The sequence below is a fragment of the Sutcliffiella horikoshii genome (genome assembly GCF_008180725.1).
Taxonomy (GTDB): domain Bacteria; phylum Bacillota; class Bacilli; order Bacillales; family Bacillaceae_I; genus Sutcliffiella_A; species Sutcliffiella_A horikoshii_B.
In genome coordinates this window covers 35,980-55,387 of sequence record NZ_VTEV01000016.1, presented here as the reverse complement: position 1 = coordinate 55,387, position 19,408 = coordinate 35,980, and the positions used below count along the sequence as shown (strand labels likewise).

Sequence of the window (19,408 nt, the reverse complement as noted above, 5' to 3'; positions counted from 1 at the left end):
TGACTCCAGAGAGGTTTTAACCTTCTTGCCTTTAACGAAGGATAAAATGTAGCTTTCTGCAGCGCGAAAAGCATCAGCCCTCTCGAATTACAATCATTATGGAGCTCAATCCCTTCAACCATTTGGCTTTCGGCCCGCCACCTCACTGTCTACGCTTAAAAACTAAAGTTACCTTTAGTCCTCCAAGACTCGTTACGAGCGAATGGCCAGTTCTTACTCGGCGGGAATCCCACCCGCTATATGATACAACCTATGCTCAGCCGCACTCGCGCCCGATTGTTTAGTAAATAACTCTCAATTACTCTTTATATGTCTTTCTAAAACCATAAAATGTTCTATATCCTTTTTGCTCATAAAAAGAACGCGATGTACTGTTTGCTAGCATTTCCATTCTAGTCGTTGGGTATAAACTATGAACATAATTAAGCATTATTGCTTCAATGCCTAACCCTCGATAATTATGACTTATTAATACTTCGCAAATGAACAATGTGATAGATTTATCTGTAAGGCCTCTTATATATCCAACCAACTGTCCATTTATTTCTGCCACATAAGCAATATTTGAATTATTCCATGCTTCCTTTGTACTCTCCTTGTTTTCAACGAGGTTATTCCACTTTTCATCTTCATTTAGTTTATTGATATGTACAAAGTCTTCTTTTCTATAATTCCTAACCTCAAGCAAGTTTTCATTTTTCAGTTTCATTCGCATGAAATTTCCACCTCTAGTGTGTAAATGTATAAAAGTATATCCAATTCTCGTTTAGAGAGCGATCTCCAAAGCAATTGCTCCCAGTCAGTTCTGTTCATTATGGTAATTAATAACTAATTAATCCTAAAATAAATTTAAATTCTTTTCTACTTTTCTTTACACGCTTAATACCTTCTCTTAAATCAAATATGAAAACGGTATTACCAATCCAAAGTCTCATATAAAAAGAGTGGATTTTCACTGGTCCTTTGATCCCTTTCTCCTCATATTCAGTACCATCTTCTAACTCTGTTTCTGTCCTAATTAACCACTTATTACCTAAACCAAATTCTATGTATTTCATACTATGTCCCCTCGATTATTTAATAACAATTATTTCATAATCAAAAAATTCCTACAATAAGTACTATTATCCTGGCCCAAAGAGAAATGAGCGCTGACCCTTGTTACAGGATCGCGCCCGATAATGGAATAACTCCACAGCAATTAGTTTCCCACAGCTTTAGGTATTGGTTTTATAAAGGTTGTTTCTGTAACATCCTCTGACTTTGGTAGTGATTGAGTAACTTTATCAAACATCCAAAAGGCTCCAACCAAAAATACAACTATACCACTAAAAAGTATGACATAGAAACCTCCTACCATAACCCCTAATACACCACCTATTAAGGAACCTAACGGCATTGCTATACCACTTAGGCTAAAAGAAGCTGAAAACACCCTCCCCAATAAATGCTTTGGTATCCCCTTTTGCATACAAGTATTGATTAATATATTAGTAACTCCTCCTGGAAGCCATGCAAGACCATAGATAATTACCATTAACCAAGTCCACGGACTATAAATAGACACAGCCCACAATATTCCACTAAGCATAAAAGCAGTGGAATAAACCTTTCCTATTCCAAATCTTTCTAGCCCTAAATATGGTGCTAGTAAAGCTCCTGTTAGACTTCCCAATGCTTGTGACATTAATAAGAAGCCAAATACTTCTGCTCCTCCTTGTTGCTTACTAAATTCAGGTAGTACTACAAAAGTTGCTCCACCTACTAAATTAATTGCAATCACACCTAGTAATAGTCTAGAAAATTTCTTATTAAGAAGTAATTGAATGCCCTCTTTTAAATCAATTCCATACTTTTTGAAGTTCGTAAAAAATGAATCTTTGTCCGTTAAGTTTTCTTTCCTAAATTCCTTAGGTGAGTTTATCATTGAAAAAAGTAGAGCTCCCATGAGAAACAAAACTGAATCCAAAAGATATATAGAAACCGCCCCAATACCAACCAGCAAAACCCCTGCAATTGCATTACATCCTGTTTCAATTCCCTGGTAAGCAAAGGTAAATAGGGAATTGGCTTGTGTTAATTCCTTTTCCTCAACAATCTTAGGTAAAGAAGCCATTTGTGCAGGATACACTAACATATTAAATGTTGTTATAATAGGCGAAATAATTAAAACCAGTGCAACACTTAAAAAGTCAAAGTAGTGTGCTAGTGGGATAAATAGCAACAAAATACATTGAATACATTGTGTAACAATTAGCAATGGACGAATAGGTATTCTGTCAATAAATGGTCCACCGAAAAATTGAATGAACCTGGGAATAATGGTCAGGAAGCCAGCTAAGCCTGTATATAATGTTGATCCTCCCAAATCAGAAACCAACCACATTGCAGCGACTGCATATAATGTGTCACCTATATTCGTAACAATCCTTCCTAAGAACATATATAAAAAGTTTTTGTTTGAGAATATACTCATAACTTTTCATCCACCTCACCTTCTTTTTTTTGTTTTGTAGAGACGATTTTAACACCGATACTGAATTCTTCTGATTCGCTATCATCACTCACAGATGTTTTAACTACCCAACTCTCGAGAAACTTTCTAAATTCTTCTTTTATCTCTTCTTGTTGCTCTGTAGTTAAGTTCAACCGAAGGCTTAATGAGGTTGAATCTATAGAATGATAATCATCATTTAATACAGGATCAATTGGTGTATCTCCAACAGAGTTAAACCACTTTGACTTTGATAAGTAATACTTCTCTGTTACTCCGCCATATTGCCTTTTTTCCACTAACTCAATGAGACCACCTTCATGTAACTTTTTAATATGATAATGAACATTCCCACCTGACTGACCCAATAAATCTGCCACTTGCTTTGCTGTCTTTGGTTGATCTATTAGTTGACTAATAATCTTTATTCTCAGTGCGTTTCCAAGTAATTTCGCCTGTTCGATTGAAACATTTAGCGGTTTGTCATTCATATGTATAACCCCCTTATAATCTATTTTTTTAGATTGATAATCTGTAAAAATAGATTATCATATTTATTTAAATTTGTATATACTTTCCAAAGGTTTATTCGAAGCAAAAAAAGGAGCGCTGATCCTTGTTGCAGGATCGCGCCCGATTCTTGAATAAGCAGTTACCTTCTATTAGTGGCTATTGAACAACAAATTTATTTAGTTCCATTAAAAATAATGTCGGCTCTTTCGTGTGGTTTATGTTCCTTAACATAAATGCCTTCTGAAATCATCCAATTATTCTCCCACATCTCAAGAGCTTCTTTTCCGTCTCTTTCGAGGCCCCGTGAAAGCCTAATTTCTCGTGGGCATTCAACCCATACTGTATAATCGTATTTATTTGCTAATTCTTCTCTAATAGAATAAACACCCTCTACTACTACAATTCCTTCAATAGGAACTGTGTGCCATTCTGTTAATTTATCCTTTTCCCAATCATACCGTTGATACCGTCCTTCTAGATTTTGACTAATAGGTTCAAGAACCTGATTTAGTACACGTTTCCAATCAAAATCTGCACCTATTGGCTTTTTCTCTGGGGTTGATTTTATAATCTGAGATGATGGCAAATAAAAATCATCCATATGTACAATAGTTACATTAGAGAATTTGTCCTTTAACCTATTTGCTAAGGTACTTTTTCCCGATCCTCCACAACCATCTACTCCAACTATTAAGGTTGATTGTTTTTTGGGAATTAAATAAATTAAACTAACAACTTGTTCAAAATTATTAGTTTTGAGTGCCACCTTATCACCACTTTTTAAGTTATTAACTTTATTTTTTTGCAGTAAACTACTCCAAATTGCTTATACCAATTATTTCAAATATAGATCTTTAACTCAATATTTTTGAACATAAAAAATAAACGTATCTCGTAGCAGTAAGCTCCCTTTAAGTGCTGCTATAGAAGCCCTAAGTTGCTCTAGATTTGCGCCCGATTAATGAAGACTTGAATTTGAGAGAACTATTTTATTTATCACTGTATTCTTGGAATCTTAACTTATCATAATTGATTTTATTAGGATTTAAGCTATCTGGGCCTATGAAATACCCTATATTTTTTTGTTCTAAATCACTCCTTTTTACATAAACTCTAACTTTAACATCATCAAGATGGAAAGAATCACCTAAATTAAAACCGTCCCAATCGTTCGCTAAGTGGTTCTGTCTTAACTGCTCTGCTGAACCACTAAATAATATTTCTTGTCTTAATGATTTTTCATCATCAAAATATATAATCAATATCTTTGCGCTATCATCTATTTTTTTTGGTTTCATCTTATTATAATGCTCTTCAGAATATGCTATAAACTCTTTTCTCTTTTTGCTTTCAAACTCATCTTTTTTTCTTTCGTATTCTTTCAAAGGTAATCCATCCACCATGTAAAGAACACTATACACACTTTTATTATTCCTAATATTTAACACTAGTTCGTGAACTTTAACCCACTTAACATTTTTATAACTTAATAGGTCTGCACCTTTGTATATAGTTCCGTCCTGTTCATAAGGAAAATGATTACTTCTATGCTTATTTACTATACCCGTAAATGTTAGCTCTACTTTACAAGATAAAGCACCAAAACAGGCAAGATTATAGGGGATTTCTTCTAATCCTAAGGTTTGTCTAAAGTCTTTCTGTAAAACCTTTCTAGGATTTAATTCATCCTTTGTTAAACCAACTACACCATTATTTTCTTGATGATCATTATAAAATTGCAGGACTCTGTATATCGAATCGAGTAGCCCATCTTGATATAGTTTTTCCGTTAACTTACTAGATATTTTTTCATGGAATTTAATTAGTGCCTCATACGATTCACTGATAATCTCAACTAGATTAAAAGCCTCTACTTCGAGTTCCTCTAATTCTTTACGAAAGCTAGGCTGCATACCTTTATGTACATCTAAGAAATACCTTTTTTCTAATACAATTAAAGGTGCGCTTTCAATTGATTTAGTTAATCGATTATAAGGCAATTGGTGTGTATGGTGACTCATATTCCTTAAGTTGTAAATTAGTCTGTAAGCAAATGTTTTTTCATACATAGTTCGCTTTTCTTTATCGAAAAAGGAATGCAGATCAGAGTATTCTCTTTTTAAAAAACTATTCCACTGATCTATAAAACTTGAAGTATTGGATAAATAAATCGTAACAATATCGATAATTTCATCATCAATAGATTTAGGAGATGCCTTCCATTGTTCAAATTTATCATGTGAATTTTTTAAAGGTAGAAGTCGCTTGGATACTGGACTTAGCTTTTGAATTAAAGCTATATCTTTTTTCAATTCAATTAATTTATTGCCTGTTATATTTTCTTTTTTTAAAACTAAAATAAACTCTCCTAAAGAATTTCTATATTGCTCGTATACCCTCATATCTTAGTACACTCCTAATCTTTATTATACTATCGTGAACATTGATTTAAGTATTTATCTTGATAGAGTTATTTTCATTTTAACATAAAGTTCCAAATGTGTTCTTCAATAATATGGCCTTAAAATACAAAAAGAGCACCGTTTCTTCTTCAAGAATGGCGCCCGATTGCCGAAGACTCGATCTTGAGATAACTCCCTAGATTGCTGAATAAAAATATTCTATATAACCTTAATAGTTTCAATTGTAGTAAAAACCATACTCTGTAATCAAAGGTTTATAATCTCTCAATAACATCGTCAATATTATCCCATTCATAAATTAGTTCTTTTAGCATTTTTTCACCAATTTTTATTTGAACTGTTTTAACTAATTTCGCACCATAATATTCATAAAAATAACGAGTTTTATTTTCCTCAAGGACTTCAACAAATATTTTCCCATAACCTAATTGTTTAAAATGAACAAATAATTCTTTGAACAGCTTCTTACCTATACCTTGTCCTTGATATTCTTCAAGTAGGTAAATTGAGGTTAAATCACTTGAGCTTTCCACTACATTGGTTTCTCTTTTCCAAGCATCTGCAAAACCTACAATTTGACCTTTATTATTCTCCGCAACAACTACATAATTATTTTCTTTTGTAATATTTTTTTTCCATAATTCTGTCCGTTTTTCATAAGATAAATTTTTTAAAAAGTCATCTTGAATAATGCCTTTATAAGTCGTTCTCCAACTATCAACGTGAACCTTTGCAATACCTGATGCATCATTTAACGTTGCTTTTCGTATTATCATTTTAGCACCCCTTTATGTAGTTAAATATTTCCTTAAAGCTTAATATGTAAATTCAACAAAGTAACTTAATTCCCCTTTAAAAACTTACTCAAGTAACGCTGGCCGATTGCATAATTCCAATTTTACTCAAGATATATTTTTCATAAAAAAGAAGCTTACCTTATTGCAGATAAGCCCTAGATTGCGGAATAACTTTATTGAGATTACATTTAACGAATCAAACTAATAATATAATATCTTTTTTACTTTCAATTGAGGGCTTACGATTAATTTAGCTTTAGCAATCCCTCTTTTAAATCTTACATTGTTTAACCATTCAACAAATGCATTTGCGTCATATTTAGGGTGAATTCTTTTGCCATTTTCTACAGCCCAATATTCTGTATTCTTTTCCTCATCGTAAATCCACTTTAGAAAGTCTTCCTGAATACAGTTTATCTTCCTACCAACTTTTGTTGAACAAGAAATATATTCAATAAAATCGTCACCAAAAACGATTTTAATAATCATAATAGTTTCAACTCCTTAAAAATCGTTACTATTTAATTCAGAAACGCCCTAGTTTGTTGAATAAGAATCTACTCAGTACTCAACTATATTTAACCATTGACCATCGGGACCAATGGATATATGAGGAACCTTATATAATTTAAACATTTTGTAAATATCCAAATTATTTTTGGTTAATTTACTAAATTGTTCTGATATATCAGTCTCAGAAAAAATCAGATAATCCATTGTAGTAGACCGTAAATAGAATTCGTAAATATATTGTTTTTCACTGTCTTTTACATAACCCATATAACCCTTCTCCCTTGGGAAAGTGCGTGGTAACGGGAATTTATCAACTTCAATAAAGTCATTTGAAATATTATTTAATAAGTCCTGTTCATATTCTGGAATAATCGCATAAATATAACAATCTTGCTTGTAAAAGCTATTGATAATGCTAACAAACTTTTGTTCATCAATCTCTTCATCGAGTAATACTTCCTGATTTTTTTGAATGCTCCTCAAAGCCTAATCACCCCTTGTTTAGATTATTAGAAGGGAGAGCTTTCTTTCTTTAATCTGCTCATTTCTTAGAAAAAAGCGATTGCAGCAATCGCTCCTAGATTGTTGAAAAAGGATTGGATGTTATGTTAGTTTTTTTGTTCTTGTTAAAATCTCCGAAACACCTATCGCTATACCTGCATTAAGCATAACTAATACAGAACCTACCATTGTGGTACCTTCATAATCACCAAAAAAGCTCATTATAAAAAATATAAAACTAAAGAAAAATACGATAATACCAAATACAAATAAAAACCTATCCATATACCTCACTCCTATATAGTTTAAGACCCACTATGCTGCATCGCCCTAGATTCTATAATAAGTCCTATTGAAAAGGCTCTCCCATCTTGACCACCCGGTTCCCCCTTGAATGAAAAATGAAAGTTTTTTTTGAAACAGGATTTAACATTATAAAAGTGTGGTCCTTTATAAACTATTAATATAATATCCTATAGCCATAAACAAAAAGAAACTAAATGTCATAACTAGATTAAGGAAGGCAAGAATATAATTCTTACCAATAAGGCTGAAAGCCATTCCTATTGGACCTATAATATATGTTAACATCCATAATGGACTAGCAATTTGAAAAATGATATTAGGAATCCAAAGCAAAATACAACTAATTAGGCAAACTAAAGACCATTTTTTCAAAAGATTACTCCTTTCAAGCTTATCCTATTAATATAAGATGTTTAGTTGTAATTTATTTATAATACAAAATCCTTATTCAACAATCCTGCCCGTTTGGCCTCCCTTTAGATAATTCTCTTTAAGGTAATAAGAATTTCCAATAATTATATATAAACTGCATTTATACAAGAAAAAGAACATCACCGAAACTTTCTCCGTTTTCAATTTTTGCGCCCTTTTAATGGAATAACTAAAATACTGCCTAAATCCTAAAATCGCTTAATGCTTCTTCAACTAATGCTGCCCGATTGCTTAGTTCCAATTATTTCATAATATATAAATTCCTACAATATGAAATACTCTTGGCCACCACAAAAGTGACGCTAATCCTTGTTCCTGGATAGCGCTAAACTACTGAAATTCAATAGTTTTTTAGAACAGAATCCACCGCTTAAAATTAGCTACTAGCTTTTTCGTTAATAATCTGCTGAAGAACCTCTATACTTTTATGGTCTTTAGGACGAAGTTTTCTTCCTGTTCCTTGTTCGTAAACTCTTTTCTCCTCAAGTAAATGGTGTAGGTTAAGAACATTTATTGATATACCATGTACTGTATAGAGTTCATTAGTTAAGGCATCTTTCCTCCATACCCAGTCGGGAAAACCGTTAGCAACTATTTTCCCCTCATCCGAAAGCCTAACAAATACAAAACTCACATCGACATTGTTCTTGAGGAAATCAGTTTGAAACTCACTAACTATCTTTTTTTGAAAACCAGCCTTTACAAGAGCTTGTTCCAAGTGTTCACGATTCTGGATCCATGTAACCAAGTCAATATCTGAGTGTGACCGTGTAATCCTTCCTAGTATAAAATCTATCGCCCATCCACCTCGTAGCCACAAGTTCAAATTATTAGATAAGCAAACTTCATTTATTTCTTGAAGAATAGTTAACTGTACTTTGCTCGTATTATTTTCATTTTCTAAAGTAAAATCTTTAAAATCCATCCTCATCCGCACCTTTAATGTAATACAACTTTACTATTGGTTTATTCTGCATGAGTCTTGTAATAACCTTCTTGCTAACCTAACGCTATTTCAGAATGAAAATGAGCGCTGATCCTATTCTTGAATCAGCGCCAGATTGTTGAAGATTTCATATAAAATCTTATTGAAGAAAGTTATCATACTTGGATATGAAAATTAAATCAATTAAATGAATACGCTTCAGTTCTTTCATCACCTGAAAACATATCTTTTATTTTGAACTGATTATTTCTTACTTCATCCTCTCCTATAATAACAACGTTACGAATCTTCTCTTTATTTGCTTTATCAAGAGCTTTTCCTAACTTTTTATTACTCATTTCAAATTCTACTTTATAGCCCTTGTTTCTTAAATAATTCGCAATTAATAAAGACTCTTTTTTAGTACCTATTGGGACTATATAATAATCTACATACGGATTTTCTTTTACTTCTTTCACAGTCGAGTTCATAGCAGTATAGATTACATCTAAGCCGAAAGAAATTCCTACTGTTGAAAACTCTTCGTTTGTACCTATCAACCCACCAATTGCATTATCATATCTTCCTCCACTCCCAATACTGGATTTAATAGATAGATCAGCTAAGAATATCTCATAAACAGTACCAGTATATATCTCTAAACCTCTTGCTAAAAATGGATTAAATACGCACTGTTTTTCTACTGCTAGATACTCCAGGTAAGATTCTAATTCTTTTAATTCATTTAAACCTTGTCTCACCTCTTCATTTTTTTCAGCAAATGCTTCAAAATAGCTAAAACTTGAATTTCCCTCATCCATTAAAAATTGCTTAATTAAAGTAATTGTTGCACTTGGTAGCCCTTGGTCATTAAGCTCTGAAGTAACAGATTCTATTCCTACCTTTTCAAGTTTATCTAAGATTAAGACTACTTTATTAATTTTTTCATCCTCTGTACCAAATACATTAAGCATCCCAGTTAATAACTTTCGATTGTTATATTGAATCATTACCTTTAATTCAAGTTTTCTAAATGCATCTAATGCCATAACCATTAATTCAGCCTCAGCGATTTGTGAGTCCACACCTACTATATCAACATCACATTGCGTGAATTCACGAAACCTACCAGTTTTAATTGGGCCATCCCTAAATACTTTACCAATTTCATACCGTTTAAAAGGCATCTTTAATGATGGGTTCATCGCAACAACCTTTGCGAATGGAATAGTGAGATCATAGCGTAAAGCTAATTCTCTTTCCCCCCTATCAGATAATGTGTACATTTCTTCTAATATTTCAGCTCCGCCTCCATACTTAGAAGCCATTAACTCTGTGTAATTTNCGAAACCTACCAGTTTTAATTGGGCCATCCCTAAATACTTTACCAATTTCATACCGTTTAAAAGGCATCTTTAATGATGGGTTCATCGCAACAACCTTTGCGAATGGAATAGTGAGATCATAGCGTAAAGCTAATTCTCTTTCCCCCCTATCAGATAATGTGTACATTTCTTCTAATATTTCAGCTCCGCCTCCATACTTAGAAGCCATTAACTCTGTGTAATTTAAAATAGGCGTTTCCAGTGGTTTACACCCATATCCGATAAATACATCTTCTAATGTTCTCCTTATGTCTCTTCTTACCACCTCAGCATTTGGTAAATAATCTTGAGTACCTTTAACATTTTTATAATCCATTTTCTTCATTTTCATAGCCTCCGATTTTTAATATAATAAAAAACCGCACTTGATTTAAGTGTTTAACTTAATCAAATACGGTTTAATGAGAAATAGCCTTCCTATGAAAGATTTTTAAAAAATCTAATAGCAAGGCTAATAAATATGATGATGTAGTTGAGACATGGTTAGGTTTTGGGTTAGCTGTATCATTAAACTCACCTCTAATTTCCATTTACATTACCACATTTTTCAGATTGTTTCAATAAGCCTTACTTTAGCTTTGTATTTAACAATAGCGCCCTTTTCTTGAATATACACTAAGCTCTCATAACCTATTTTTCAGAAAATTTTTATGTTTTTTAGGTATGGCACTGTTTTGCAATAAGAAGAGGACCAAAAAATGGCCCTCTTGCTTTCATTTATTTCTATCTGTTTATCACTGGTTTATATATTTTGTAACTGCCATTTCCTTACCGAATCTATCTCCATTATCAATAAATCCCAAACCTAAATATAAATTATGTGCTCCTAAATTTTCTGGATGATAACCTACTACAATTTTTTGCACATTTGGTAATTTAGCCATCTCTAAAATCATTAAATTAGTTGCAGTTTTACCTATACCCTTGCCTTGGAATTCCTTATCCACCATTATTCTATAAACCCAATATCCATCAAGTTCTTCTTGAACAGAATTGAACATTAAAAAGCCAACTACTTTCTCTTCAAAATAAATAGCATATGGTTTTAATGTAGGATCAAACTTTGATTGAGCTATGGATATTGCATTTGATTCAATATATTCAGCTTGTTCTGTTGAAACCTCTAATTCACAGCATTCATACCAGTTATCTGCATTTAATTCTACAAGTTTTACATTATCTGTACTCACTTGATTTCCCCTTTCATATTTCGGGGAACGCTAAACAACATGTTAATTAGGCGTTATCCCCCTATAATTAATTACATTAAAAATTCCTTTGTTCGTCATAATGAACGCCTCCTTTAACAAACATTGCCTACAAATCATTATAATGAATTTTTAGACTTTTCAATTATACCATATTTCTCTATTAAATCCCTCTTTTACTAAAATTCCATTATTGTTCAACAATCTGGCTCTAAAATACAAAAAAGAGCACCGTTTCTTCTTCAAGAATGGCGCCCTATTCTTAAATAAACTTTAGCTCTCATTTACTGATATGCCTTAATATAATCACAACGAAGTTTGGTCTTTCCACTCATTTGAATTTACAATCAAGCAGTTTTAATAGTTACTTCTAATTGAATATCCACATTACCTTGAATTGCACGACTAATCATACAAGATTTTTCAGCTTTTTCCGCAATCTTTTGTGCCACCTTTTTGTCACGATCGGAAGCATTTTGTTTTAATACTATTTCTGGTCGATGGATAATTTTTTTATATGTAAATACACCATCTGTCACATCAACAATTGCTTCGGATTCCATTGTTAATCCATCTTTCTCTATCTGACTACGTTCCATCATCGCAGCTAGTGTAATAATATATAATGTTGCTGCTGCACCAAGGAGCATTTCGTCAGGATTTGTACCAATACCGGGACCATTCATTTCTTTTGGAATAGAGATTTTTGTTACTAAATGATTGGCTTCGATTTCCCCTACATCATTACGTAGTCCTGGCCAAAGCGCCTTTAAATGAAAATGATGCTCTGCCATTTTCATTCCTCCTTGAATTCACTTTTATTTTGTTAATAAATAACAAATATAGGGTTATGTAATATAGTCACTAAGTATATTGTATGACCTTATATTTTTTACAACAAATGCTCCCGTTAGGTGAAGTAACTGTCAATCTCTTTCTTACTAGTTACAACTAATATTTTATCACCATACTTCCCAAATTTACTGTAGAAATTCGGTTTACCAACCTCTTCAAAATATCTATTCCATTTAAACATCTTGAAGAATATCTTTAGTGTTGGTTTATAATTAGATTTTTCTAACCTAAATTTTTGTAAAATAAATCTCTTTATAATTCGGTAAGTTCTAACTGAATAATTTGTATCTAAGAAAATTATTATCTCGGCATTTCGAAAACTATTAGACACCCATTCGTCATTATGAACTCCTTCTACAATCCAATTATCAGAAGCAATAAGGGTATTTAAATAATCTTCTCTTTCTTTTTCAGTTCTTCGGACTTCCCCATGCCCTCCATTCCTTTTCCAAACAACATTATCTAATTCATAAAAAGGAATATCAAATTGAGAAGATAATTCTCTTGCTAATGTTGTCTTTCCACTTCCAACTGAACCTATAATATGTATTTTATTAGGAAGAATCTTTTTCAATACACCACCACTTATCTTTGAAATTATTTTTCCACTTATATCTAATTAGTTATTTGATTATCCTTTTTCTTATTAAGTTAACCGATAGTTTATAAACCAATTATTTCAATACACTTAGACAATTTCAATATTTTTTCTACTTAAAAACACTTATCTTTTTACAGATAAGCGCCCTATATCTGAATAAGATCTAAATCCATTCATTCTGATGGTCTGCAATGAATTTAATATCATTTTGATAATGTTCTAGATAGAGGATTCGCGACAGAAATTTTCAACAGCGCATACCAAACTATTTCCTACTGAATGGCTTCTATATGAAGGGTGAACCCAAAGTTCTTGAAGTATAGCATATTTCCCACCCTTATAAATTACTTCCTGTATTGAAACGGTAGCACATCCAATGATTTCACCATCAGATGTTTCAGCAACTAAGACCGTTCCTGGAATAACGCCATTAACGATTCGGCGAAAAACATTCTTTGCATTCTCTGGCAATTTGATATTAGGTTTGCCTCTTAACTCTTCTACAAATAATCGTATTGCTTCAAGAACTTTAACTTCATCATTCTTGTTCGCAGAACGAACTAAGACCATCTTTTTCTTCCCCCATCTTTATTTTGGATTACCGTAACCTTCAATAAAACATTCCTGCCCAATTCTTATCTGTGCTGCAAACGATCCATGATCGGGGAAGTAGATAAAAGAAACCAATCCTATATTCTAATTTACTCCCAGAAGCAGACTTGCAACCTATTATTATCTAAATCATAAAAATCAAAAAATTTGTTATCACCATCATCTTTTATTCCTGTTACTTCTATGCCTTTTCCTTGTAGCTTTTTATGATTTTTCTCAATATCCTTTGTGAAAAAAATAGGGTAAGCTTGATTTTCTTTAGAAGACATACTTCCTTCTTCAATAGTTAATGGAACCTCACTATTTCCAACGGTTAAAACTCGATAACCTTCACCCCGAAAGGATATTTTAAAACCCAACTCTTGATACCAGATGCTTGATTGTTCTACATTGCTAACAGTTAAACAAATAGTGTCAATTCTTTCAAACATATAAACAACTCTCCTTTTTGTGTTATTGTTGGAAAAATTTAATTAACAACCCTGCCCGTTTGGTTAATTCCAATTATTTCATAATCTAATAATTCCTTCAATAAGGTGTTTTCTTTGGCCATAAAAAAACGAGCGCTAATCCTTGTTCCTGGATCGCGCCCGATTGCCGAAGGTGATAAATGATAATAAAGTTGTTTACAAGGTAAGCTACAAGCAAAGTAAAAACATGCGCTAAACAAATTGTAAATGATAAAGCCAATTTAAATAGCTGGATAATGTACCTAGTTAAGTTATATCTCAATTTATAATCTCACAATCCGAACGCACATAAGATGGAATATGTCGCCCAGATAATAGCTACTTATCTACTTATTCGATTTCAATTGTCTATTTTCAATTCTTTTGTGAATTTTTTCTATGGCGTCTTTATCCTTTAGAATATGGCTCTTATTTTCATTAACTAGTTGTTTAAATGTTTTCTTTTTCACTTATTTTCCTCTTCTCTTTAAATAGCCTGTATTCTCTTTCCAAATCACTAAGACAAAGCTCGTATAACTGAGCATTCTCTGTTTTATATACACCTACAATTAAAAGTTGATTTATAATAAATTCTCTTCTGTTTTGAACTGCCTCTCGTAACATTTTGCTCATAAAAGGACTCCTCTCCTTTTAATTGATAATTATTATCATTTAAAAGTATAAAGCCTACTTATGCAAATTTCAATATGTAAACGTAACTATTACTATTTATAAAGTAAATGATATTTTCGAATCGGTTTTCCTTTAGATTTATCCAATAAATATCTTTCGCCGTTCATAGGCAAAGAGAATCATCACCACACCTAAGATAGCACATATCTGATACATAGTTGAGTATGAAAATAGGTCAGCTATCGGTCCCATTATGACCCCACCAAGTGATACTCCTAAGTCAGCCATTGCGATAAATAACCCGAGTAGCACATTGCGGTTCAACTTAGGTAAGACAAAACTTAAATACGTTGTTAATGTTGGATAGAGAAGCGCCTGAGCTACTCCCATTAAAACAGCACCAACGTAGAAAAATACCGATCCCCCGGCTATGGAATAACTTACACTTTGTACCCCCATTGCTAAAAGAAGCATCGTTCCCATCATAAAGTTAGAGTGCCATTTGCCATCGGAAGGGATCTTTTTTCTTAACGTAAATCGAGAAATTACAACAGTTGCTGCCATAAGCATCAGGAAAATTCCAGCATTTCCGTTTTTCATCTGTTGAGCATAAAGAGGTATGAAGACAGTAATTGCTCCAAATACAATCGAACCAACTAACATCAGTACACTACATTTAAATAAATGCGGATTTTTAACTAACTGACCGAATGAATGAAACATATTTGCAGGCTGTTCAGCATTATTTTTAAGTGACTGGTCTTCAGCTTTATCCATTTTGGCACTATAGCCAAACACACCTGTAAATATGGCAATTGCTATCATGACAATTGCAAAGTATTCCATTTCCCCTTGCCAGATGCCTAATGCCAAAAGAGGTCCAATAATGCCAGGTATATACGAAAATAAGGAATAAAGTGAAATTCCCTGAGAACGGTCTTTCTCTGGCAGTGCATCAATAATGCCAATTTGTAAGGCCATTGAAAAGAAAGCTGTTGATACCCCTTGCAACATACGGGCAACTAGGTAACCACCTAACCCGGTTACGGTATATAAGATTAAAGCGAAACCATTGATTATAAGGATAATGCGTAACACTTTTATCGGCCCATGCTTTTGAATAACCTGACCTGCCCATGGTCTAAAAAACATGGTAGTAAACAAATATGCCCCCATAATTAAACCTATCGTTGTATTGGTGGCTCCCAATGCTCCTCCTTGTAATGGAATAATAACATTTAGTATTGCGTTGGCACTAAAATAAAGAAGGACTAACAAATACAAACGTAGAAAAGGCCAAGACATAGCTCCACTCACAGTTCTTTCCTCCAACTCTGTACAAAATCTATTTCTTCAAGTAGATGGTTAAAACGTTATCAACGATTGTAATAACTTTCTTGCATAAACAGACTGAACATCCTTTAATTGTTCAATTTCCACTATTTCTTCAATTTGACCATCCCTAAAGATGATAATTCTATCGCAAATAAAGGCAGCAGCCTGTAGATCATGCGTGATAAAAATGTAACTCATGTTGTATATTTTTTTTAATTCTATAAGTAATTCAAGAACTTGTGTTTGAACGGATACATCTAATGAACTGATTGCTTCATCTAATACAATACACTTAGGTTCAGTTGAAATCGCCCTTGCAATACACACCCTCTGAACCTCTCCTCCTGATAACTCATGAGGATACTTGTTTCGATAAGAAGCTGGTAATCCAACTTGATTTAAAAGGTTTACAACCTTGTCTTTATTTTCTTTTCTACTATTGTTCTGAATTTTCATTGGTTCCAAGATGGCATCCTCAACCGTATAGAAGGGATTAATGGAAGATTTATAGTCTTGAAAAACTGCGCTTATGCTGCCTAGTCTTACTTTTCTATCTACTACATTCTTTCCATCAAATAAGACCATTCCACTATCCGGTTTTTCAATTCCTAATAACAAACGTCCTAACGTCGATTTCCCACTTCCACTTTCTCCGATAATACCAAGACATTCTCCATTCTTACATTCAAAACTAACACCCTTTAGAACGTTCTGTCTCTCTGAAGAAAACAATCCACCTTTTTTGTAGGTTTTTCCAACACTATCGACCTTCAGCAACTAGTAGCCCCTCCCCCATTACTTTCTTGAAATGATCACTCAGCGCGAGTCTAGTGGATACTAAATATTTAGTGTACTCATGTTGCGCCTCTTTGAAAATGGCTTCGGTTTTCCCTCGTTCTATAATTTCTCCATCCTTCATCACCATGACATCATCTGCAATTTTCCTTACAACGCCCAGATCATGAGAAATAAAGATCATCGAACAACCCATTCTTTCTCGCAACTTAATAAATTGTTCAACTACTTCATATTGCGAGATGGTATCTAGTGCTGTGGTCGGTTCATCCGCAATGATAATATCCGGTTCTAAGACAAGAGCCAATGCAATCATAACTCGTTGCAGCATTCCCCCTGATAACTGATGAGGGTATTTGTTCATTATATCTGCCGGGTTTTTCAGCATGACACTTTCCATGGCACCTGTCATTCTTTGTGCAATTTCGTTTCTACTCCAATTGAAGTGTTCCGCAAGTGTTTCTCTTAAATGAACACCAACCACACAAGAGGGATCGAAGGCACTCATCCCATTTTGTAGAATCATGCAGAGGTTTTTACCCCTTTTCTTTCTCATCTCTTTTGTAGAAAGTTGGTTAATGTTTTCTCCTTTAAAGAGGATATCCCCTGATTGCTGAAGATTGGGCCTGTTTAACCTCATAATCGCTCTACAAGTAACTGACTTGCCACTTCCACTTTCTCCAACAACTGCAAGGCAGCTCCCTGCCTTTAAATGAAATGAACTATCGTGAATAACTTCTTTTCCAGAATTGTTATCCCACACCTTTAGATTTTTGACTTCTAATATATTCATCATCTAATTAGCCACCTCTTTTTCTTGAACCTTTATTTTTGAAAGTGGTAAATTACCTTTATGCTTGTTTTTTGAGTTTACTAGTTTAGGGTCTAGAGCAACTTGAAGCGAATCGGATAAGAAATTGAATGCTGATACGACAATAACAATGGCTAAACCGGGAGCTAGCATTAACTCTGGTCTCGTAAACATCACTTCCCTTGCCTCATTTAACATCATTCCCCATTCAGCATTTGGTGCCTGAATTCCTAATCCCAAAAATGAAAACCCTGAAATTTGCAAAATCATTGATCCAATAGAGCCACTAGAAATTACTGCGATATCAGAAAAGGTAACGGGAACTATGTGCTTATAAATAATCTTTATATCACCAATACCAGATGCTTTGGAGAACTTCACATAATCTAATTCAGCATACTGCATGACAGAAGTTCTGATGACTCGAGCAAACCATGCCCATTTTATCAAGGCAAATGCAAGGAGAATGTTTTCAAGACCCACACCTAATACCCCAATAATCGCTAGTGCCATAACGTATCCTGGAAAAGAAAGCATCGTGTCACACATTCTCATAATAACCGCATCGACTTTCCCTCTAAAATAGCCAGCCAGAAAACCTAAGATAGCGCCAATTAAAACAGATATTAACAAGACAACTAACACCCATAATACACTTGGTCGAATTCCATAGATGATTCTGGACAAAATACATCTCCCTAAATGATCATTACCTAATAAGTATTCCCACGAAGGTGAAGCATATCGAAGGCTCATGTTGACTTCATTAGGGGCGGATGGCGCAAATAACGGCGCGAATATACCAACAATAATTGTGACAACAATGATCAATAAAGATATAGTACCTATTTTATCTTTACTTAAGTTTTTCAATATTCTCATTTAAAGATCATTCCTTAACTTAGGATTCATCGCAGCATTTATAATATCGGAGATCGTATTAAATAAAACAAAGGATGCTGCTAATATAAGAACGTATGCCTGTATGATCGGGAAGTCTCTACTTAGAATTGCTTTAACACTTAGAGTACCTAGCCCTGGCCATGCAAAAACGTTTTCTATAACAACTGTGCTTCCTAATATGATGGGTATAGACATACCAAATATCGAAATGGCAACCTGCAATGAATTTCTTAGAATATGCTTAGTAATTTTCCATTCTGATAACCCCGATGCCCTTCCATATAAAACATAATCCTCATGTAAATTGTTTAACATAGATGTTCTAACATTTCTAAAATAAATACCAGCATAACTAATCGTAATGATAATAACCGGTAGGATATAGCTTTTATACGATTCCATCCCACTTGTTGGTAGTAAGTCTAATTTAACCGATATGTACCAGATCATAATTGATGCCAGCCAGTATGACGGCATTGCTGTTAAGAAAAACGAAAATCCTCTAACCGATTTATCCAATATTTTTCCTTCATTCAACGCACATATTACACCTAATATTATAGAAATAAGGATAATAGAAATCGAAGAAACCAACGTTAACTTGAATGTATTCAAAAATGCAGGACCTATTAATGACCACACTGGTTTGTTATTAATATATGAATCCCCAAAATCTAACTGTAAGGTAGCATAGAGCCAGTCAAAGTATTGTAAAATAAATGGCTTATCCATCCCAAGCTGCTCTTTTGTTTGTTTTAATAAATCTTCTGTTATCTCTGGGACACCTTGAGCTTGTAATACCACCTCAGCTGGGTCTAATGGCGATAGATTAATTAAGATAAAGGTCAAAAACGAGATGGTTAAAAGTAAAGGGACTGCAATTAGTATCCTTCTAACGATATAACTTCCCATGAATA

25 protein-coding genes are annotated in these 19,408 nt (G+C 33.4%); all 25 read right to left on the bottom strand.

Annotation, left to right across the window (positions count from 1 at the left end; translation table 11 throughout):
• Positions 1-298: 298 nt before the first annotated feature.
• On the bottom strand, positions 299-715 hold the full coding sequence (locus FZC76_RS22350; RefSeq protein ID WP_148990297.1) for a GNAT family N-acetyltransferase: 417 nt from the start codon (positions 713-715) through the stop codon (positions 299-301).
• Positions 716-821: 106 nt separating this feature from the next.
• A complete protein-coding gene (locus tag FZC76_RS22345) occupies positions 822-1,058 on the bottom strand; it encodes a DUF3977 family protein (protein ID WP_148990296.1) in 237 nt (78 codons plus the stop codon).
• A gap of 143 nt (positions 1,059-1,201) precedes the next feature.
• Positions 1,202-2,476: an MFS transporter gene (locus tag FZC76_RS22340; protein WP_148990295.1), complete on the bottom strand. Its 1,275-nt coding sequence runs from the start codon at positions 2,474-2,476 to the stop codon at positions 1,202-1,204.
• Positions 2,473-2,985, bottom strand: coding sequence for an ArsR/SmtB family transcription factor (locus tag FZC76_RS22335; RefSeq protein ID WP_148990294.1), 513 nt, complete (start codon positions 2,983-2,985; stop codon positions 2,473-2,475). Before FZC76_RS22335 ends, FZC76_RS22340 begins: the two co-directional genes overlap by 4 nt.
• A gap of 194 nt (positions 2,986-3,179) precedes the next feature.
• The gene (locus FZC76_RS22330) at positions 3,180-3,773 is read right to left on the bottom strand and encodes a uridine kinase family protein (RefSeq protein WP_262372765.1); all 594 of its coding nucleotides are present in this window, start codon (positions 3,771-3,773) and stop codon (positions 3,180-3,182) included.
• A gap of 223 nt (positions 3,774-3,996) precedes the next feature.
• Positions 3,997-5,409, bottom strand: a complete 1,413-nt coding sequence (locus FZC76_RS22325) for a hypothetical protein (RefSeq protein ID WP_148990293.1) — start codon at positions 5,407-5,409, stop codon at positions 3,997-3,999.
• A 275-nt stretch (positions 5,410-5,684) separates the two neighbouring features.
• Complete coding sequence (locus FZC76_RS22320; RefSeq protein ID WP_148990292.1) at positions 5,685-6,206, bottom strand: GNAT family N-acetyltransferase; 522 nt, start codon at positions 6,204-6,206, stop codon at positions 5,685-5,687.
• 222 nt (positions 6,207-6,428) lie between these two features.
• Positions 6,429-6,716: a hypothetical protein gene (locus FZC76_RS22315; RefSeq protein ID WP_148990291.1), complete on the bottom strand. Its 288-nt coding sequence runs from the start codon at positions 6,714-6,716 to the stop codon at positions 6,429-6,431.
• 72 nt (positions 6,717-6,788) lie between these two features.
• On the bottom strand, positions 6,789-7,223 hold the full coding sequence (locus FZC76_RS22310; RefSeq protein ID WP_148990290.1) for a hypothetical protein: 435 nt from the start codon (positions 7,221-7,223) through the stop codon (positions 6,789-6,791).
• Between the two features lie 120 nt (positions 7,224-7,343).
• Positions 7,344-7,526, bottom strand: coding sequence for a hypothetical protein (locus tag FZC76_RS22305; RefSeq protein WP_148990289.1), 183 nt, complete (start codon positions 7,524-7,526; stop codon positions 7,344-7,346).
• An 829-nt stretch (positions 7,527-8,355) separates the two neighbouring features.
• Positions 8,356-8,904: a nucleotidyltransferase domain-containing protein gene (locus FZC76_RS22295; RefSeq protein ID WP_148990287.1), complete on the bottom strand. Its 549-nt coding sequence runs from the start codon at positions 8,902-8,904 to the stop codon at positions 8,356-8,358.
• A 200-nt stretch (positions 8,905-9,104) separates the two neighbouring features.
• Positions 9,105-10,190: a histidine--tRNA ligase gene (hisS, locus tag FZC76_RS22290; RefSeq protein WP_455771345.1), complete on the bottom strand. Its 1,086-nt coding sequence runs from the start codon at positions 10,188-10,190 to the stop codon at positions 9,105-9,107.
• A gap of 31 nt (positions 10,191-10,221) precedes the next feature.
• On the bottom strand, positions 10,222-10,614 hold the full coding sequence (locus tag FZC76_RS22285) for an ATP phosphoribosyltransferase regulatory subunit (protein WP_187442194.1): 393 nt from the start codon (positions 10,612-10,614) through the stop codon (positions 10,222-10,224).
• 409 nt (positions 10,615-11,023) lie between these two features.
• Positions 11,024-11,479 carry a GNAT family N-acetyltransferase gene (locus FZC76_RS22280; protein WP_148990284.1) on the bottom strand — a complete coding sequence of 152 codons (456 nt, stop codon included), beginning with the start codon at positions 11,477-11,479 and terminating at the stop codon, positions 11,024-11,026.
• A gap of 365 nt (positions 11,480-11,844) precedes the next feature.
• Positions 11,845-12,291, bottom strand: a complete 447-nt coding sequence (locus FZC76_RS22275; protein ID WP_148990283.1) for an OsmC family protein — start codon at positions 12,289-12,291, stop codon at positions 11,845-11,847.
• A 116-nt stretch (positions 12,292-12,407) separates the two neighbouring features.
• A complete protein-coding gene (locus FZC76_RS22270) occupies positions 12,408-12,926 on the bottom strand; it encodes an AAA family ATPase (RefSeq protein ID WP_148990282.1) in 519 nt (172 codons plus the stop codon).
• Positions 12,927-13,172: 246 nt separating this feature from the next.
• Complete coding sequence (locus FZC76_RS22265) at positions 13,173-13,523, bottom strand: GNAT family N-acetyltransferase (protein WP_148990281.1); 351 nt, start codon at positions 13,521-13,523, stop codon at positions 13,173-13,175.
• Positions 13,524-13,654: 131 nt separating this feature from the next.
• Entirely contained in the window at positions 13,655-13,996 is a 342-nt protein-coding gene (locus tag FZC76_RS22260) for a VOC family protein (protein ID WP_148990280.1), read from the bottom strand.
• 365 nt (positions 13,997-14,361) lie between these two features.
• A complete protein-coding gene (locus FZC76_RS22255; RefSeq protein ID WP_148990279.1) occupies positions 14,362-14,484 on the bottom strand; it encodes an FbpB family small basic protein in 123 nt (40 codons plus the stop codon).
• Complete coding sequence (locus FZC76_RS22250; RefSeq protein WP_148990278.1) at positions 14,465-14,647, bottom strand: Fur-regulated basic protein FbpA; 183 nt, start codon at positions 14,645-14,647, stop codon at positions 14,465-14,467. Before FZC76_RS22250 ends, FZC76_RS22255 begins: the two co-directional genes overlap by 20 nt.
• 138 nt (positions 14,648-14,785) lie before the next feature.
• Positions 14,786-15,964, bottom strand: a complete 1,179-nt coding sequence (cntE, locus tag FZC76_RS22245) for a staphylopine family metallophore export MFS transporter CntE (protein WP_148990277.1) — start codon at positions 15,962-15,964, stop codon at positions 14,786-14,788.
• A 48-nt stretch (positions 15,965-16,012) separates the two neighbouring features.
• A complete protein-coding gene (locus FZC76_RS22240; RefSeq protein WP_148990276.1) occupies positions 16,013-16,759 on the bottom strand; it encodes an ABC transporter ATP-binding protein in 747 nt (248 codons plus the stop codon).
• The gene (cntD, locus tag FZC76_RS22235) at positions 16,743-17,570 is read right to left on the bottom strand and encodes a staphylopine uptake ABC transporter ATP-binding protein CntD (RefSeq protein ID WP_148990301.1); all 828 of its coding nucleotides are present in this window, start codon (positions 17,568-17,570) and stop codon (positions 16,743-16,745) included. The genes FZC76_RS22240 and cntD overlap by 17 nt, the downstream gene beginning before the upstream one ends.
• A gap of 3 nt (positions 17,571-17,573) precedes the next feature.
• Positions 17,574-18,470, bottom strand: coding sequence for a staphylopine uptake ABC transporter permease subunit CntC (gene cntC, locus FZC76_RS22230; protein WP_148990275.1), 897 nt, complete (start codon positions 18,468-18,470; stop codon positions 17,574-17,576).
• The gene (opp1B, locus tag FZC76_RS22225) at positions 18,471-19,403 is read right to left on the bottom strand and encodes a nickel/cobalt ABC transporter permease (RefSeq protein ID WP_148990274.1); all 933 of its coding nucleotides are present in this window, start codon (positions 19,401-19,403) and stop codon (positions 18,471-18,473) included. It abuts the gene before it with no gap.
• Positions 19,404-19,408 lie beyond the last annotated feature (5 nt).

Bases quoted from the DNA above. Each gene is read 5' to 3' on its own strand.
- FZC76_RS22305 (WP_148990289.1), bottom strand. From the start codon at position 7,526: ATGGATAGGTTTTTATTTGTATTTGGTATTATCGTATTTTTCTTTAGT.
- FZC76_RS22250 (WP_148990278.1), bottom strand. From the start codon at position 14,647: ATGAGCAAAATGTTACGAGAGGCAGTTCAAAACAGAAGAGAATTTATT.
- cntC (WP_148990275.1), bottom strand. From the start codon at position 18,470: ATGAGAATATTGAAAAACTTAAGTAAAGATAAAATAGGTACTATATCT.
- hisS (WP_455771345.1), bottom strand. From the start codon at position 10,190: ATGTACACATTATCTGATAGGGGGGAAAGAGAATTAGCTTTACGCTAT.
- cntD (WP_148990301.1), bottom strand. From the start codon at position 17,570: ATGAATATATTAGAAGTCAAAAATCTAAAGGTGTGGGATAACAATTCT.
- FZC76_RS22320 (WP_148990292.1), bottom strand. From the start codon at position 6,206: ATGATAATACGAAAAGCAACGTTAAATGATGCATCAGGTATTGCAAAG.
- FZC76_RS22260 (WP_148990280.1), bottom strand. From the start codon at position 13,996: ATGTTTGAAAGAATTGACACTATTTGTTTAACTGTTAGCAATGTAGAA.
- FZC76_RS22335 (WP_148990294.1), bottom strand. From the start codon at position 2,985: ATGAATGACAAACCGCTAAATGTTTCAATCGAACAGGCGAAATTACTT.
- FZC76_RS22340 (WP_148990295.1), bottom strand. From the start codon at position 2,476: ATGAGTATATTCTCAAACAAAAACTTTTTATATATGTTCTTAGGAAGG.
- FZC76_RS22265 (WP_148990281.1), bottom strand. From the start codon at position 13,523: ATGGTCTTAGTTCGTTCTGCGAACAAGAATGATGAAGTTAAAGTTCTT.
- FZC76_RS22315 (WP_148990291.1), bottom strand. From the start codon at position 6,716: ATGATTATTAAAATCGTTTTTGGTGACGATTTTATTGAATATATTTCT.
- FZC76_RS22295 (WP_148990287.1), bottom strand. From the start codon at position 8,904: ATGGATTTTAAAGATTTTACTTTAGAAAATGAAAATAATACGAGCAAA.
- opp1B (WP_148990274.1), bottom strand. From the start codon at position 19,403: ATGGGAAGTTATATCGTTAGAAGGATACTAATTGCAGTCCCTTTACTT.
- FZC76_RS22275 (WP_148990283.1), bottom strand. From the start codon at position 12,291: ATGGCAGAGCATCATTTTCATTTAAAGGCGCTTTGGCCAGGACTACGT.
- FZC76_RS22325 (WP_148990293.1), bottom strand. From the start codon at position 5,409: ATGAGGGTATACGAGCAATATAGAAATTCTTTAGGAGAGTTTATTTTA.
- FZC76_RS22350 (WP_148990297.1), bottom strand. From the start codon at position 715: ATGCGAATGAAACTGAAAAATGAAAACTTGCTTGAGGTTAGGAATTAT.
- FZC76_RS22345 (WP_148990296.1), bottom strand. From the start codon at position 1,058: ATGAAATACATAGAATTTGGTTTAGGTAATAAGTGGTTAATTAGGACA.